Genomic DNA, 12,812 nt, shown 5'->3' on the forward strand with positions numbered 1-12,812 from the left:
TCGCTCACTATTGTCTAAATGACATGGTGGGCGATTTTTTTGTAAGAGCTTAGCGATTGTGAATACATCAATTACAGCGACAGCGTATATTAGAAATATTGAAACTGGCACAAAAAAAGGATACTCATGTATCCTTTTTTATTCTTTAGCATTTTGAAAAGACTTAAAACGCCGGTTGACGCTTAGGTACTGCGCCTAAGAACTCATTACGTGCTTGATTATCATGCACGTATTCACCAAGCATCGCTGTACTGCGTGTGGTTGAATGCTGCTTACTAACTCCGCGCATCATCATACACATATGCGATGCATCCATTACTACTGCCACACCGCGACAGCCAGTCACATCCATAATGGTTTGTGCCACTTGTTCACTTAAGTTTTCTTGAATTTGCAAACGACGGGCGAACATATCGACGATCCGAGCAAATTTTGATAAACCTAATACGTGTCCATTAGGCAAATAGCCAATGTGTGCAACGCCGTGAAAGGGCAACATATGATGCTCGCATAGCGAATAAAATTCAATGTTCTGTACTAATACCAACTCACGGTTGGTCGATGGGAATACTGCGTCATTGACAACTTCATCCAAACTTTGATGATAGCCTTGGGTCAAATGAGCAAAGGCTTTTGCCGCGCGCACGGGAGTATCTTCAAGACCAGGACGTGCTAAATCTTCGCCTGTTGAGCCAATCAACTGACGATAGGATTCGATACTTTCTTGATATTCTGAGGTTATTATTGGGGTGTTACTCATAAGTTTGGCAGCCATCCAAAATGTAGGTGTAGCTTAACGCTAAATCCTTGGTTATAAACAACGCTTATAAAGGATTTTTATAAAAAGTGTGCAAGCTGGGAAGGGCTGTGATTATACTTGAAATCAGCCCAACTTAATACCGTTATGGACAATGCTTAACGGTTTAATAAATGAGTGCAAAAAATAAGGTGTTATTAGTTTACGACTGTTTACTTAATTTGATTCGTGTATAATAAGCTATCTTTTCTGACATCTTTTTGCTACTTATCTTATAGTAGCTTTACTGATGATATTGAATCACCTTAATTTTAAATCGTCTTAATCGGTCAACAAGGAAACATTATGCTACTGCAAGGACAACGTTTTGTCGTAACTGGCATCGCAAGCAAACTCTCTATCGCATGGGCTATCGCAGAAGCGCTACATCGTGAAGGGGCGTCATTGATCCTAACGTATCCAAACGATAAAATTAAAAAGCGTGTCGATATGGCAGCCGAAAAGTTCGAAGCTGATTTAGTGCTTGAATGCGATGTGGCATCAGACGACTCCATTGCCGCTTGTTTTGAGCAAGTCGCTGCCCATTGGGGTGATGGTATAGATGGTGTTGTCCATGCAATTGGCTTTGCACCGATGGATCAACTTGATGGTGACTTTGTCAGCGCTACCACTCGTGAAGGCAGTCATATTGCTCATGATATCTCAAGCTATAGCTTTGTTGCATTAGCCAAAGCCGCTCGCGAATTGCTGGCTATGCGCCATGGTTCTATGTTGACCTTGACTTATGAAGGTAGTATTTCAGTACTGCCAAACTACAATGTCATGGGTATGGCTAAGGCCAGTCTTGAAGCCAGTGTTCGCTATTTGGCGACCTCTATGGGCGGTGAAGGTATCCGTGTTAACGCCATCTCAGCAGGACCTATTCGTACTCTTGCAGCTAGTGGCATCAAATCTTTCCGTAAAATGCTCGATATCAGTGAGAAGATTGCACCGTTACAACGCAATGTTAATCAGATGGAAGTGGGTAATGCAGCATTATTTTTGCTATCGCCTTGGGCATCTGGTATTACTGGCGAGATTATGTTCGTTGATGCAGGTTTCAATACGGTTGCCATCAGTGAACAATTAATGATGCTTGATGAAGAATCTAAGTAATCACGTTTAACTATTTAACTATAAGCTATAAACTTTATAATTTGAAATGTATAGAAGGCAGCCAATCGGCTGTCTTTTTTGGTTATACTATGCACTTTTTTGCTAATAAGCCTTTAGGCGATAGATATGATAACCAAACTACCAAATTGGATATTGTGGGGCGGGGCGGTATTAGCGTTTAGTGCCGGTTGTGTTAATACCTCAGCACTCATGGGCTTTGCCGGGTTGTCTGTCTCTCATGTCACTGGCAACGTTAGCTTATTTGCAGCGGCTATTGCCTATTTAGACGCTCGCAGCATCTTATATATCGGTGCGTTACTACTGTCTTTTTTGGCAGGGGCGATATTAAGTGGTTTTGTTATTGGTCAGACTTCTTTGAAGTTAGGCAGACGTTATGGGCGCGCGCTATACATTGAAGCGGCGTTATTATTGCTTAGTTACTGGTTATATCAACAACATGATTATTTAGGACAGTTGGCTGCGGCAATGGCTTGCGGATTACAAAATGCGATGGTAGCTACTTATAGTGGGGCGGTCATTCGTACCACACATTTGACAGGCTTGACATCAGATATGGGTGCAGCGATTGGCAACTGGCTAGCTGGACGACCGATTAGTAAGCCAACACTCGGTTTTCAAGCCATTATTTGGTATTGCTTTTGCGGTGGCAGTGTTGTGGGGGCGTTTCTATATGCCAAAGTTGGTTATGGTGCGCTATTTGTACCAATAGCTATCGTGTTGACAGCAGCGTTTGTCTACAACCGTGCTTCAGATCGTCTGCCAGAAATCAGGCAACCTAGACAAAAAAGACACCCATCTAATTGATAGGTGTCTTCGTATTTGTAAACCGAATTATATCGTTATAAAAACTATAGAGCTAAGTTTTATTTTTCTTCGTCTTCATCATGATTTTCATGCTCATGCAAGCCTTGCATCATATCAAGAACGCAATCATCAGTGCGTTGTTGGTCTTCTTTGGCAAGGTCATCTTGGTTGATATCTGTTGGTGCCATTTTAGTCGTTGCGTCAGCTTTGTCACGGTTTGCGTCTGTTTTATCATGGTCTGCCATGAGATGCTCCTATTTGTTTCTATATTCCAATTTTTTATATCGTAATCGCCTTTTATATCACAACTACGACATTCCACAAGAATCACTAATATCAATTAGATAAGTTTCATGGATTTACCTATTGAGTATGAGATATCATTGCTTGCTTGTACAGGGTCAGACTGAGCCAATTTAGTGATGATGTGTAACGATGTGATTGTTTCTACAAGTCGCTTATTACACTATGCTTTATTTAGTAATTTGAATAAAGTGCTGATTATAATGATGACTAGCACATCAAACAAAGAGCGCTAGTGGCTGCTATCTACGGTCGATAACTTGATGAAAAAACGTTATTTATAAGGTTTGTGTAAGGTTTTTTTTGTAATTATAAAAAAATATTGGAAGCGAAGTTCTTTTACGATGGTGGTGTATTTTAGTAGGTAAGCGATGAGGTAACTGCTGACCATTAAAATACGCTTTTATTTTTATGACTTTTAATAATGTCTCTGGGCGCAATAAGGACACTTTATGTCAGAGCAAAAACTAGACAGCCATCTTCCGGATGATGGCAATGAATATTTATTTACCGACACCTTTCCAAAAGGGACAGGTAAAGGGCTTATAGTTGTCGCAATCGCTGCAATCGTTAGTATGATTATCTACAATGTATTACCATTTGAGATCAATGCTAATAAAGGCCTTGCCATGCTGTTTTTTATTGGCGTATTATGGCTGACTGAAGCGGTACATGTGACGATCACCGCGCTCTTAGTAGTAGTGGTAGGTGCGCTAATTGGTATACCAGAATTCGATGCCAAGATAGGTTTGCAGAGTTTTGCAAGCCCAATTATTTATCTGTTCTTTGGTGGTTTTGCTTTAGCAGCAGCTCTACATGTACAGCAATTGGATAGAAAGATTGCGCTGAAGATACTATCAATGTCTGGTGGTAATCTTGGCACAGCGGTCTTTTTGATATTTGGTGTGACAGCATTTTTATCGATGTGGATATCAAATACAGCGACTGCAGCGATGATGTTACCACTGGCTCTTGGTATCTTAACGCAGGTCGATCGAGAAAAAGATCGCGGCACCTTTGTGTTTGTATTATTGGGTATCGCTTATTCTGCCAGCTTAGGTGGTCTAGGTACTATCGTTGGTTCACCCCCTAATGCTATCGCTGCTAAAGCACTAGATATCGCTTTTGTCGATTGGATGAAGTTTGGTGTACCAATGATGTTGGTGCTGCTACCGTTATTGTTAGGGGCAATGTATTTCGTGCTTAAACCTAACCTCAATCGCAAGGTCACTGTTACACAAGAAGCGCCTATTGAGTGGAATAAGCCTCGTGTATTAACGATTATCGTCTTCATCGTAACAGCATTCAGTTGGATATTTTCCAAAAAAATCGGTGCAGCACTCGATATTACGGATACCGATTCTATTATTGCGCTGTCAGCAGCAGCAGCGGTAGTCAGCTTGGGACTAGTGTCTTGGAAACAAGTATCAGACAATACTGATTGGGGCGTGCTCATGCTATTCGGTGGCGGTATCGCGCTATCGACAGTATTGAAAGTCTCTGGTGCATCTTTAGTGCTTGGTGAGACAGTCGCCAATGCATTATCTACTGCACCTATTATCTTGGTCATGATTGCAGTTTCAGCATTTATTATTTTCTTGACAGAATTTGCTTCTAATACAGCGTCGGCAGCGCTATTAGTGCCAGTATTTGCCGCTATCGCTGAGCAAATGGGATTACCACATGAAGTGCTAGTGTTGGTCATTGGTATTGGTGCATCGTGTGCCTTTATGCTACCGGTAGCCACACCGCCGAATGCTATTGTCTTCGGTACAGGTCTAATAAAACAGTCAGAAATGATACGCACGGGCGTGGTATTAAATATCATTGCCACATTCGTAGTCGGGCTGTGGGCTTACTTTTTCCTAATTTAATTTTTTCCTGATTTAATAATGCGTTAACCAACAAAAAACCGATATCTGATTATTTAGATACCGGTTTTTTTATGCTTGTGTGAAGTTGATTTTGTATGAGCTGACTAGAGCGTGTCCTAAAAACTATTCAGCATAATTAATCCACACCCAGCCATTCTCCAGCCATTCGCTCAAATCGTCTGAATCCACATTCTTGACGTCTTGACTGTATAAATGCTCACCATTGGCTAAACGTACAAGGACAGCCTTTGTCGCATCATCCAGACCATCGATACGCTGACCATTGGCATACAGCGTGATGCCATCATTGGTTTGGCTATAGAGTAGGCGATTGCTATAGTCGGCTTGCAGCGTTGCACCTTCTGATAAGGCTTGCATTAGCTCATCAGTATCTACCGTTTCTTCGGGTACCAGCGCATCATATTGACGTTTGCTCACGACTTCCGACACTGCTTGATGAATGATATCGTCGCCACGCTCAGATTGCAGCATTTGCAATAACTGGTCTTTAATCGCATCAATACTATCTGCTTGCAATTCACCTGACGCTTGCATCGTTTGTGGCAATAACATTGGGATAAATAAATCGCTGTCATTGGTGGCGATATCAGCTAGGCTATCAATAATTTGCATTAAGTTTGGACGACGACAGCCAAAAGAGATGGTCAGGCAATCATCTTGAGCAACCCCAAAATGCGAGAGTTTTGGCGGTACATAGAGCACATCACCAGCTTCTAGTATCTCATCAAAGATGATCTCGCCCATATCATCAAATAATCGAATCGGCTCATCTGCGACAAACTCAGTGCTCTTATCACAGAATTTGCCGAGCTGCCAACGCCGGGACCCAAACCCTTGCGCTAAAAACACATCATAATCGTCATAGTGCTTGCCCACCGAGCCGCCTTTGGGTGCATATGAGACCATAATGTCGTCACGCTGCCATTGCGGAATAAAGTCAAATGCCTGCCATAACTGTCCAAGCTCAGGTGACCACTGTTCCATATTCTGAACCAGCACTGTCCATTGTTCTGGTAAATTATCAAAATCTGCTTCGGACAATGGGCTCTTTTTGAGTTGCCATTGTGGCAGGGCTTCTTGCTTAGTCGCTGCTTGGGTTAACAAGCGCGCCGAAGCGTCTTCTTCAACGGCAAGGCCAAGCATGTCTTCTGGCTCGAACATGCCGACTAACTGTGGTAAACCTTGCTTAATAAGTAATGGTTTTTTTTGCCAATACTCGTTCAAGAATTGCTCAGGAGTAATAGAATCGGGTAAACAAAGTGGAATTGAGGTCATTGATAAATCCATATCTGAAAATGGGTATAAGATTAATAGTGAGGAGTGCTTTATAGGAAGGTTTTAATAGTTTATGATTATCGCCTATCTGATAGTGAGCATTACAGTATCAATAGCTACTGTCAGAAAATCCCATCAATCGTAGGAAATTTATGAAAAAATTACATTTTATCGTCATCATCGCTAGCGTGTTTTTATTACAAGCCTGTGTCCATAAGATTGTGACCGTACCTGCTAAAGTCGCTTATAAAACCACCAAAGGCGTGGTAAAAGGCACAGTCGCTGTCGGTAAAGCCATCATACCGGGCGATAGTGATGACGACAAAAAAGACGATTAATTTATTCTATGACAACCATTTTGTGTCTGTTCTAAAAGGCTGTTATTTAACGGTTATTGCTAAAGCTACGATTCTGAAGTAGAAGCTTGAAATAAAAGAATACCTGCTGCAATCAGCCCACCGAGGAGTGCTAACGCCATGTCCTTGTGGGCATCCCAACTATCACCTTGCTGACCATTATAAGCTTCTGCTGCCTCTGGTGATAAGGTCGTTGCAATACCCCACTCTAGTAGCTCATAGAGTAGGCTTGATGACATATTAATCATGAGTGCAATAGCGATTAAAAGTTTGACTGATTGAACCTTAAAGATGGACTTTGAGATCTCAACCATCGCAGAAAATAGCAACAATCCATAGCTAAAATGCACCAGCCTGTCATACATATTGCGCTGCCAACCAGACAACTCGCTTAAATGTACACCGAATAGCTGCTCTGTCCAATCATCGTAGGGCACATACGAATATAGATAGCGCGCACCTATAATGTGGATAATTAAAAATATTGAAGCGAGCACATAAGAGCGCGAGCTAATATGCCAGTAGCGGTATGCTAATGTCATTAATCCCAAAAACAGCAACGTGCCTAATTGATGGAATAGGTAGCTTGACCACTTTAGAGGCTCAATACTTGCCAGTACCATGACGATAAATACCGCAACAGTACTGACAATGACAGAGTTAAACTTTCGATGCATTTGCACGCTTTTTTTGTTAGCTGTTATCGATAGCTAATGATTAAAGCTTAGCAATCCATTCTTTAATCGTACGTGCTTGCTCAGCCGCATTACCGATATAGGTCGCTGGAGTCATCTCACGTAGACGTGCTTTATCGCTATCTGAAACAGCTGCCAGCTCGTCACTTTCAACGAATGTCAACATCGCTTCGCGAGTCATGGCATTACCACGAGTTAAGGCTTTAAGCTTCTCATAAGGGTTCTCAACACGGTAGCGACGCATGACCGTTTGAATCGGCTCAGCCAATACTTCTTGTGCTTGGTCAAGGTCGTCATTCAAGCGCTGTGCGTTCAATTCAAGTTTACCAACGCCTTTTAAACAAGCATCAAATGCAATCATGCTTTGTGCCAGACCAACACCGATATTACGTAGTACGGTTGAGTCTGATAAATCACGCTGCATACGTGAGATTGGAAGCTTCTCACCCAAATGTGCCAACATCGCATTGGCAACGCCCAAGTTACCTTCTGAGTTTTCAAAATCAATCGGATTGACTTTATGAGGCATCGTTGATGAACCAACCTCACCATCTTTTAGACGCTGCTTGAAATAGCCTAAGCTAATATACTGCCAAATATCACGGTTAAAATCGATCAAGATGGTATTGAATCGTCTTACCACATCAAATAATTCAGCGATGTAATCATGCGGCTCAATTTGCGTGGTATAAGGGTTAAAGGTCAGCTCTAAACGCTCATTAATGAATTGCTCAGCATGGGTCTGCCAATCAACATCAGGGTAGGCTGAGAAGTGAGCGTTGTAGTTACCAACAGCACCATTGATTTTACCCAGTAGTTCAACTTGACCGATTTGCTTGATTTGACGGGCTAGGCGATAAGCCACGTTTGCCATCTCTTTACCAAGCGTGGTTGGACTGGCAGTTTGACCATGCGTACGTGACAACATCGGTTGGTCAGCATGAGTAATCGCCAAGTCAACGATGCTATCGGTTACTTGCTGCATTTTGGCAACCACAATCTCGCGGCTGTCTTTTAACATCAACGCATATGACAAGTTATTGATATCTTCACTGGTACAGGCAAAGTGAATAAATTCTAGTGAGTCAACTAAAGCATCCTGACCACGGAATTTGTCTTTAATAAAGTACTCGACCGCTTTTACATCGTGATTGGTTGTCGCTTCGATATCTTTAATCGCTTGCGCATCCGCTTCGCTAAAGTCGTCAACAATGCTGTTTAAAAAGGCATTGGTATCTGCATCAAATGCTGCTAATTCACCAATTGCACTATTATCTGCCAAAGATTGTAACCAACGGATCTCAACGGTGACGCGAGCTTTAATTAGACCAAACTCAGACAAGTAAGGGCGTAAGCTATCAGCTTTAGATGCGTAACGGCCATCAATTGGGGATAGTGCGGTAAGTAGAGTCATAGTCATGCCTCGATAGTTATGGAGATTAAAAATTATGAGAAACTTCAAAAGTCTAAATTAGAAATATCGTCATAAAAAAGCGGGGTTGAAATAATTGAGCGTAATATAGCAGAAATACGGGTTTAAAAAACCCGCCTATTCATATAACTTCATATTTAAGGTGTATTGGCTGTATCAGATTGTGTCGTGCCATACTTAGTATTAAAGTAAAAACTACGTTCCGTTCTTGGATCTAAAATTAAACTTACCGTTTTGACAGTACCGTTATCACCGATAGCTACACTGTCTGTGGCATAGTCGCTTGCTTGATAACTTGGATTTGCAAGTTTGGACGTCACTATAGCGTTATTTACATTTTTTTCTTGCAAGACATCTTGTAGAACAAAGTTATTGATACTGAGGTTGGCACGATTAGTGGCGATAATTTTGTAGGCAATACATCTTCCAGGCTCAATATTATCAATAGATTTGGTGCTAAAGCCAGTATTAGGATCATCGGCAGGGGTGTTACTAATATTGGTGTAATCAAGAGTCGGCGGACAGTTATTTACATACTGATATTTTGTAAGTACTAACGCTGCATTCTGGTCAATGACTCTACCGAAGTCGTTACTTGGATAGTTATAGGTACTCGCTGCCAATGAGACAGTCTTTTTCTCACTACTAGTACGGATAGGATAGCTAGTATTGGGACGTGTTTCGATAATGCATACTGAACTTCTATTACCAATAGTACTCGGAAGTATATTAAATTGATATTTGCCAATTTGATTGGCATCCGTTGATGTCAAGGTTTGGGATGCGTATTCTATAGTAGGGTTAGCACAATCATTTACCAGTCTTATAGTACTGCCTGTAATCCCTTTCTCAGTTGTATTAAATATTCCGTTGAAGTAATCCGCATTATTATACATACCACCGATAGTACTAGCATTTGCGTTATTATCGTCTATACCGCCATTATCATTAAATACTGTACCTGAAAAGGTATATAAAGGTTCGCTCTCTACTCCAAAGCTAATCCATTCGTTATAAGTCTCACCCACCACGTCAGCTTCAAGTGCACTATTGCCTCTCATGATGCCTTCGTACGTTAAAGTTACCGACTCTGCATTCCTGACTGCGATTACATAATTGCTTTTTGAGTTTTCAACACCATAGCTGACGTAGCTACCGTTATTAGGGATAACGGTGCTGGTATTGAGAGCAGCGTATGTGTTTTGGTTATTGGGGTTGGTAGAGGTTTCTTTTAGAATATTGGTAAAGGTAGGCGTAGGGGGCAAGGTACCTCTTTTTTGACCAGATGCAAAAGATACTTGTCCATTAGCATTGGTAGTAGGCGTAAACGAGCTGCTATTGCCGCTACCGTTAAGCGCAGTGATTCCGTAATAATATAAACCACTATCCCCACCATTTGAGCTATCGAAGCGTAGCTGTGGCCGACTTAGCGTATTATTAGAACTAAAGCTATTTCCTGCCAGTTTTTTACCCATAAAGTAATCACCCATGGCACCAAAAAAGTAGCCAACATCGGGGTTTTCTCTAACCGTCGCTTGTACAGGCAGATTGATCTGAGTGTTTCTAGTAAAACTTAGTGTTTGGCGGGCAATTTCAGAGTTACCACCTGTGGTATAGCTGGTTTGACCAATTTTTATGGTATGTAAAGATGTGATGTCATCAGGCGTAATAGTTATCGTATAGGTAAACTTATCTTTGTCAGTAGTAGTATTTGCATCACTCTTAATCTCAACACCATTACCTCCAACTGTAACACTAGAGCCATTATAACCGTTTGACGGTCCTGCGGTAACCTTAAACTTACCAGTAGCATTTGCTGCTGTTCTGTAAGTACCTGAAGCAATACTGCCTGCGATTGTATTTGTGTCGCGAGTAAATGTTCCAAAACCTGTAGGGTTAGCTTGTGCAATTAAAGGTGTAGTAGTAATAACGACGAAAGCAAGGACATGTTTTTTCCATATTGAATAAGGTTTTACAATATTAAAAACAGAAATGAAACGGCCAGTCATGAAATATCCTACAAGCATATCTAAAAAATATTAGTTGATAACGAACGTTGATAAGTAATTATTAGTCTTAAAACCCACAAGGCGCATCAATGGATGCAATCACGCCGCCGCCTAAGCATACCTCGTCAATATAGAATACTGCTGATTGACCTGGAGTGACTGCACGTTGCAGTTCGTCAAATACGACTCGGACTTCACTGCCGTCTGTATTGGTTGCAAATACATAGCAGGCTTGATCTGGTTGACGATAGCGTGATTTTGCCATGCAACGTAAGCCTTCAGCGCCAAATATATCCGTAGGGGGCAGACCATCAATCCAGTCGAGCTTATAAGCTTGCAGCTCATTACTCATGAGCATCGGATGTTCATGTCCTTGACCGACGATTAGACGGTTTTTGTCCAAATCTTTTGCTAGTACAAACCATGGCTCTTCTGGACGGTCTTTAACACCGCCGATACCGATACCGCCACGCTGACCTAACGTGTAATACATGAGCCCATCATGAGTACCAATCACTATATTGTCGTCAGTGATAATGTCGCCTTTTTGGGCAGGCAAGTACTGCTGTAAAAAGTCTTTAAAACGACGCTCACCGATAAAGCAAATACCCGTAGAGTCTTTCTTTTTAGCGGTAGCTAGATCATGTTCTTCAGCGATTTGACGTACGACTGGTTTTTCAAGCTCACCAACTGGGAACAAGGTCTTGGCAATTTTGTCGCCGCCAACCGCATGTAAAAAGTAGCTTTGGTCTTTGTTGTTATCTAGGCCACGTAGTAGTCGGGCAACTTCTATACCATCCTCATTTTTATAGTTCACACTGCGACGCGTGTAGTGACCCGTAGCGATGTAATCGGCACCCAGAGTTAGCGCGTAGTCTAAGAACGCTTTGAATTTAATCTCTTTATTGCATAAAATGTCAGGATTGGGCGTGCGTCCAGCTTTATACTCCGCTAAAAAATGCTCAAAAACCCGATCCCAATATTCCATTGCAAAGTTAGCCGTGTGTAGCTTCATACCAATTTTGTCACAAACGGCTTGAGCGTCTGCTAAATCGTCCATTGCGGTACAGTATTCGGTGCCGTCATCTTCTTCCCAATTTTTCATAAATAGACCTTCCACCTTAAAGCCTGCTTGCTGGAGCAAAACGGCAGACACGGAAGAGTCGACCCCACCTGACATACCAACAATCACATGCTTGCTGCTAGGATTGTCGATATCGGCAAGCGTCAAAGGGCGCTGGGCGCTGAAAGAATCAGAAACTGGTATGCTTGATGTATTTGGCATGACTGACATAGAACGGCTCAACTTTTTATACCTTGACCAAATTTGAAATACTACTGAAATCAATACAACACCCGAGGTTAATAGGCTTAGTAAGTTGACAGGGTCATCTCATCTTTTGGACTTATCGCTTAGACTAGGTATTATGATAAAATAAGCGTCATATTATACCAGCTAATTGAAACTGGTGGCGAGCTATGGCATCTTAGAGTCGACAAAACCGCTTTGAAAATTCAGATAGTAGTTTTGAATTATTTTAATCATCTTTAATTTGGAATAATAATGATAAAAATTGGTCAAGGTATTGACGTGCATGCTTTTCATAATAATGGTCAGCAGCAGCAATATGTTATATTAGCAGGCGTGCCTATCGAGCATAGCCATAGTCTCCTAGCCCACTCTGATGGTGATGTAGTACTGCACGCGCTCGCGGATGCACTGCTTGGCGCATTAGCGCTTGGCGATATTGGCCAGCATTTCCCTGATACTGACGCGGCACATGCGGGTATGGACTCGCGAGTATTGCTACGCTATGTCTATAGCAAGGTACAAGAGGCAGGCTACATGCTGGGTAACGCTGACATTACCGTGATGTGTGAACGTCCAAAACTTGCACCACATAGCCAAGCGATGCGCGAAAACATTGCTAGTGATTTGCAAACAGCAGTCAATAATGTCAGCATCAAAGCCACCACAACTGAAAAATTAGGCTTTACCGGTCGGCAAGAGGGTATCATGGCCAATGCCGTGGTATTATTAGTCCCTAATGTCGTCGATCCTAAATAACGATTGTTGAACCAATATGTAGATTTTGCTTGTAATACAGTG

12 protein-coding genes are annotated in these 12,812 nt (G+C 41.9%); 5 read left to right on the forward strand and 7 right to left on the reverse strand.

Annotated features, from left to right (window positions below):
- Positions 1 to 163: 163 nt before the first annotated feature.
- Positions 164 to 760, reverse strand: coding sequence for a GTP cyclohydrolase I FolE (gene folE, locus AK823_RS06230; protein WP_228138924.1), 597 nt, complete (start codon positions 758 to 760; stop codon positions 164 to 166).
- 342 nt (positions 761 to 1,102) lie between these two features.
- Here folE and AK823_RS06235 point away from each other — a divergent pair, with 342 nt between their 5' ends.
- The gene (locus AK823_RS06235; RefSeq protein ID WP_068035523.1) at positions 1,103 to 1,912 is read left to right on the forward strand and encodes an enoyl-ACP reductase; all 810 of its coding nucleotides are present in this window, start codon (positions 1,103 to 1,105) and stop codon (positions 1,910 to 1,912) included.
- Positions 1,913 to 2,038: 126 nt separating this feature from the next.
- Positions 2,039 to 2,737, forward strand: coding sequence for a YoaK family protein (locus tag AK823_RS06240; RefSeq protein WP_068327371.1), 699 nt, complete (start codon positions 2,039 to 2,041; stop codon positions 2,735 to 2,737).
- 59 nt (positions 2,738 to 2,796) lie between these two features.
- On the opposite strand, the gene AK823_RS06245 is transcribed toward AK823_RS06240, so the two are convergent.
- Positions 2,797 to 2,982: a hypothetical protein gene (locus AK823_RS06245; protein WP_068035527.1), complete on the reverse strand. Its 186-nt coding sequence runs from the start codon at positions 2,980 to 2,982 to the stop codon at positions 2,797 to 2,799.
- A 510-nt stretch (positions 2,983 to 3,492) separates the two neighbouring features.
- Here AK823_RS06245 and AK823_RS06250 point away from each other — a divergent pair.
- Positions 3,493 to 4,914 carry a DASS family sodium-coupled anion symporter gene (locus tag AK823_RS06250; RefSeq protein ID WP_068035529.1) on the forward strand — a complete coding sequence of 474 codons (1,422 nt, stop codon included), beginning with the start codon at positions 3,493 to 3,495 and terminating at the stop codon, positions 4,912 to 4,914.
- A gap of 123 nt (positions 4,915 to 5,037) precedes the next feature.
- On the opposite strand, the gene AK823_RS06255 is transcribed toward AK823_RS06250, so the two are convergent.
- Positions 5,038 to 6,210 (reverse strand): cupin domain-containing protein, encoded by a 1,173-nt coding sequence (locus AK823_RS06255; protein ID WP_068327373.1) that lies wholly within the window; start codon positions 6,208 to 6,210, stop codon positions 5,038 to 5,040.
- A 152-nt stretch (positions 6,211 to 6,362) separates the two neighbouring features.
- Here AK823_RS06255 and AK823_RS06260 point away from each other — a divergent pair, with 152 nt between their 5' ends.
- Positions 6,363 to 6,548, forward strand: a complete 186-nt coding sequence (locus tag AK823_RS06260) for an NF038104 family lipoprotein (protein ID WP_025653303.1) — start codon at positions 6,363 to 6,365, stop codon at positions 6,546 to 6,548.
- Between the two features lie 65 nt (positions 6,549 to 6,613).
- Here AK823_RS06260 and AK823_RS06265 read toward each other — a convergent pair whose 3' ends face one another.
- From AK823_RS06265 to mnmA, 4 genes are all read right to left on the reverse strand, one after another.
- Positions 6,614 to 7,243 (reverse strand): DUF2238 domain-containing protein, encoded by a 630-nt coding sequence (locus AK823_RS06265; protein WP_068327376.1) that lies wholly within the window; start codon positions 7,241 to 7,243, stop codon positions 6,614 to 6,616.
- 40 nt (positions 7,244 to 7,283) lie between these two features.
- Positions 7,284 to 8,675 carry an adenylosuccinate lyase gene (purB, locus tag AK823_RS06270; protein ID WP_068327378.1) on the reverse strand — a complete coding sequence of 464 codons (1,392 nt, stop codon included), beginning with the start codon at positions 8,673 to 8,675 and terminating at the stop codon, positions 7,284 to 7,286.
- Between the two features lie 155 nt (positions 8,676 to 8,830).
- Complete coding sequence (locus tag AK823_RS06275) at positions 8,831 to 10,702, reverse strand: hypothetical protein (RefSeq protein WP_068327381.1); 1,872 nt, start codon at positions 10,700 to 10,702, stop codon at positions 8,831 to 8,833.
- Between the two features lie 67 nt (positions 10,703 to 10,769).
- Positions 10,770 to 11,996: a tRNA 2-thiouridine(34) synthase MnmA gene (gene mnmA / locus AK823_RS06280; RefSeq protein WP_068327384.1), complete on the reverse strand. Its 1,227-nt coding sequence runs from the start codon at positions 11,994 to 11,996 to the stop codon at positions 10,770 to 10,772.
- Between the two features lie 270 nt (positions 11,997 to 12,266).
- Here mnmA and ispF point away from each other — a divergent pair, with 270 nt between their 5' ends.
- Positions 12,267 to 12,770 carry a 2-C-methyl-D-erythritol 2,4-cyclodiphosphate synthase gene (gene ispF, locus AK823_RS06285; RefSeq protein ID WP_068035542.1) on the forward strand — a complete coding sequence of 168 codons (504 nt, stop codon included), beginning with the start codon at positions 12,267 to 12,269 and terminating at the stop codon, positions 12,768 to 12,770.
- Positions 12,771 to 12,812: the final 42 nt, after the last annotated feature.

It is taken from the genome of Psychrobacter sp. P2G3 (genome assembly GCF_001593285.1).
Lineage (GTDB): Bacteria > Pseudomonadota > Gammaproteobacteria > Pseudomonadales > Moraxellaceae > Psychrobacter.

Bases quoted from the DNA above. Each gene is read 5' to 3' on its own strand.
- AK823_RS06245 (WP_068035527.1), bottom strand. From the start codon at position 2,982: ATGGCAGACCATGATAAAACAGACGCAAACCGTGACAAAGCTGACGCA.
- AK823_RS06235 (WP_068035523.1), top strand. From the start codon at position 1,103: ATGCTACTGCAAGGACAACGTTTTGTCGTAACTGGCATCGCAAGCAAA.
- mnmA (WP_068327384.1), bottom strand. From the start codon at position 11,996: ATGTCAGTCATGCCAAATACATCAAGCATACCAGTTTCTGATTCTTTC.
- purB (WP_068327378.1), bottom strand. From the start codon at position 8,675: ATGACTCTACTTACCGCACTATCCCCAATTGATGGCCGTTACGCATCT.
- AK823_RS06240 (WP_068327371.1), top strand. From the start codon at position 2,039: ATGATAACCAAACTACCAAATTGGATATTGTGGGGCGGGGCGGTATTA.
- folE (WP_228138924.1), bottom strand. From the start codon at position 760: ATGAGTAACACCCCAATAATAACCTCAGAATATCAAGAAAGTATCGAA.
- AK823_RS06265 (WP_068327376.1), bottom strand. From the start codon at position 7,243: ATGCATCGAAAGTTTAACTCTGTCATTGTCAGTACTGTTGCGGTATTT.
- AK823_RS06260 (WP_025653303.1), top strand. From the start codon at position 6,363: ATGAAAAAATTACATTTTATCGTCATCATCGCTAGCGTGTTTTTATTA.
- AK823_RS06250 (WP_068035529.1), top strand. From the start codon at position 3,493: ATGTCAGAGCAAAAACTAGACAGCCATCTTCCGGATGATGGCAATGAA.
- AK823_RS06255 (WP_068327373.1), bottom strand. From the start codon at position 6,210: ATGACCTCAATTCCACTTTGTTTACCCGATTCTATTACTCCTGAGCAA.
- ispF (WP_068035542.1), top strand. From the start codon at position 12,267: ATGATAAAAATTGGTCAAGGTATTGACGTGCATGCTTTTCATAATAAT.
- AK823_RS06275 (WP_068327381.1), bottom strand. From the start codon at position 10,702: ATGACTGGCCGTTTCATTTCTGTTTTTAATATTGTAAAACCTTATTCA.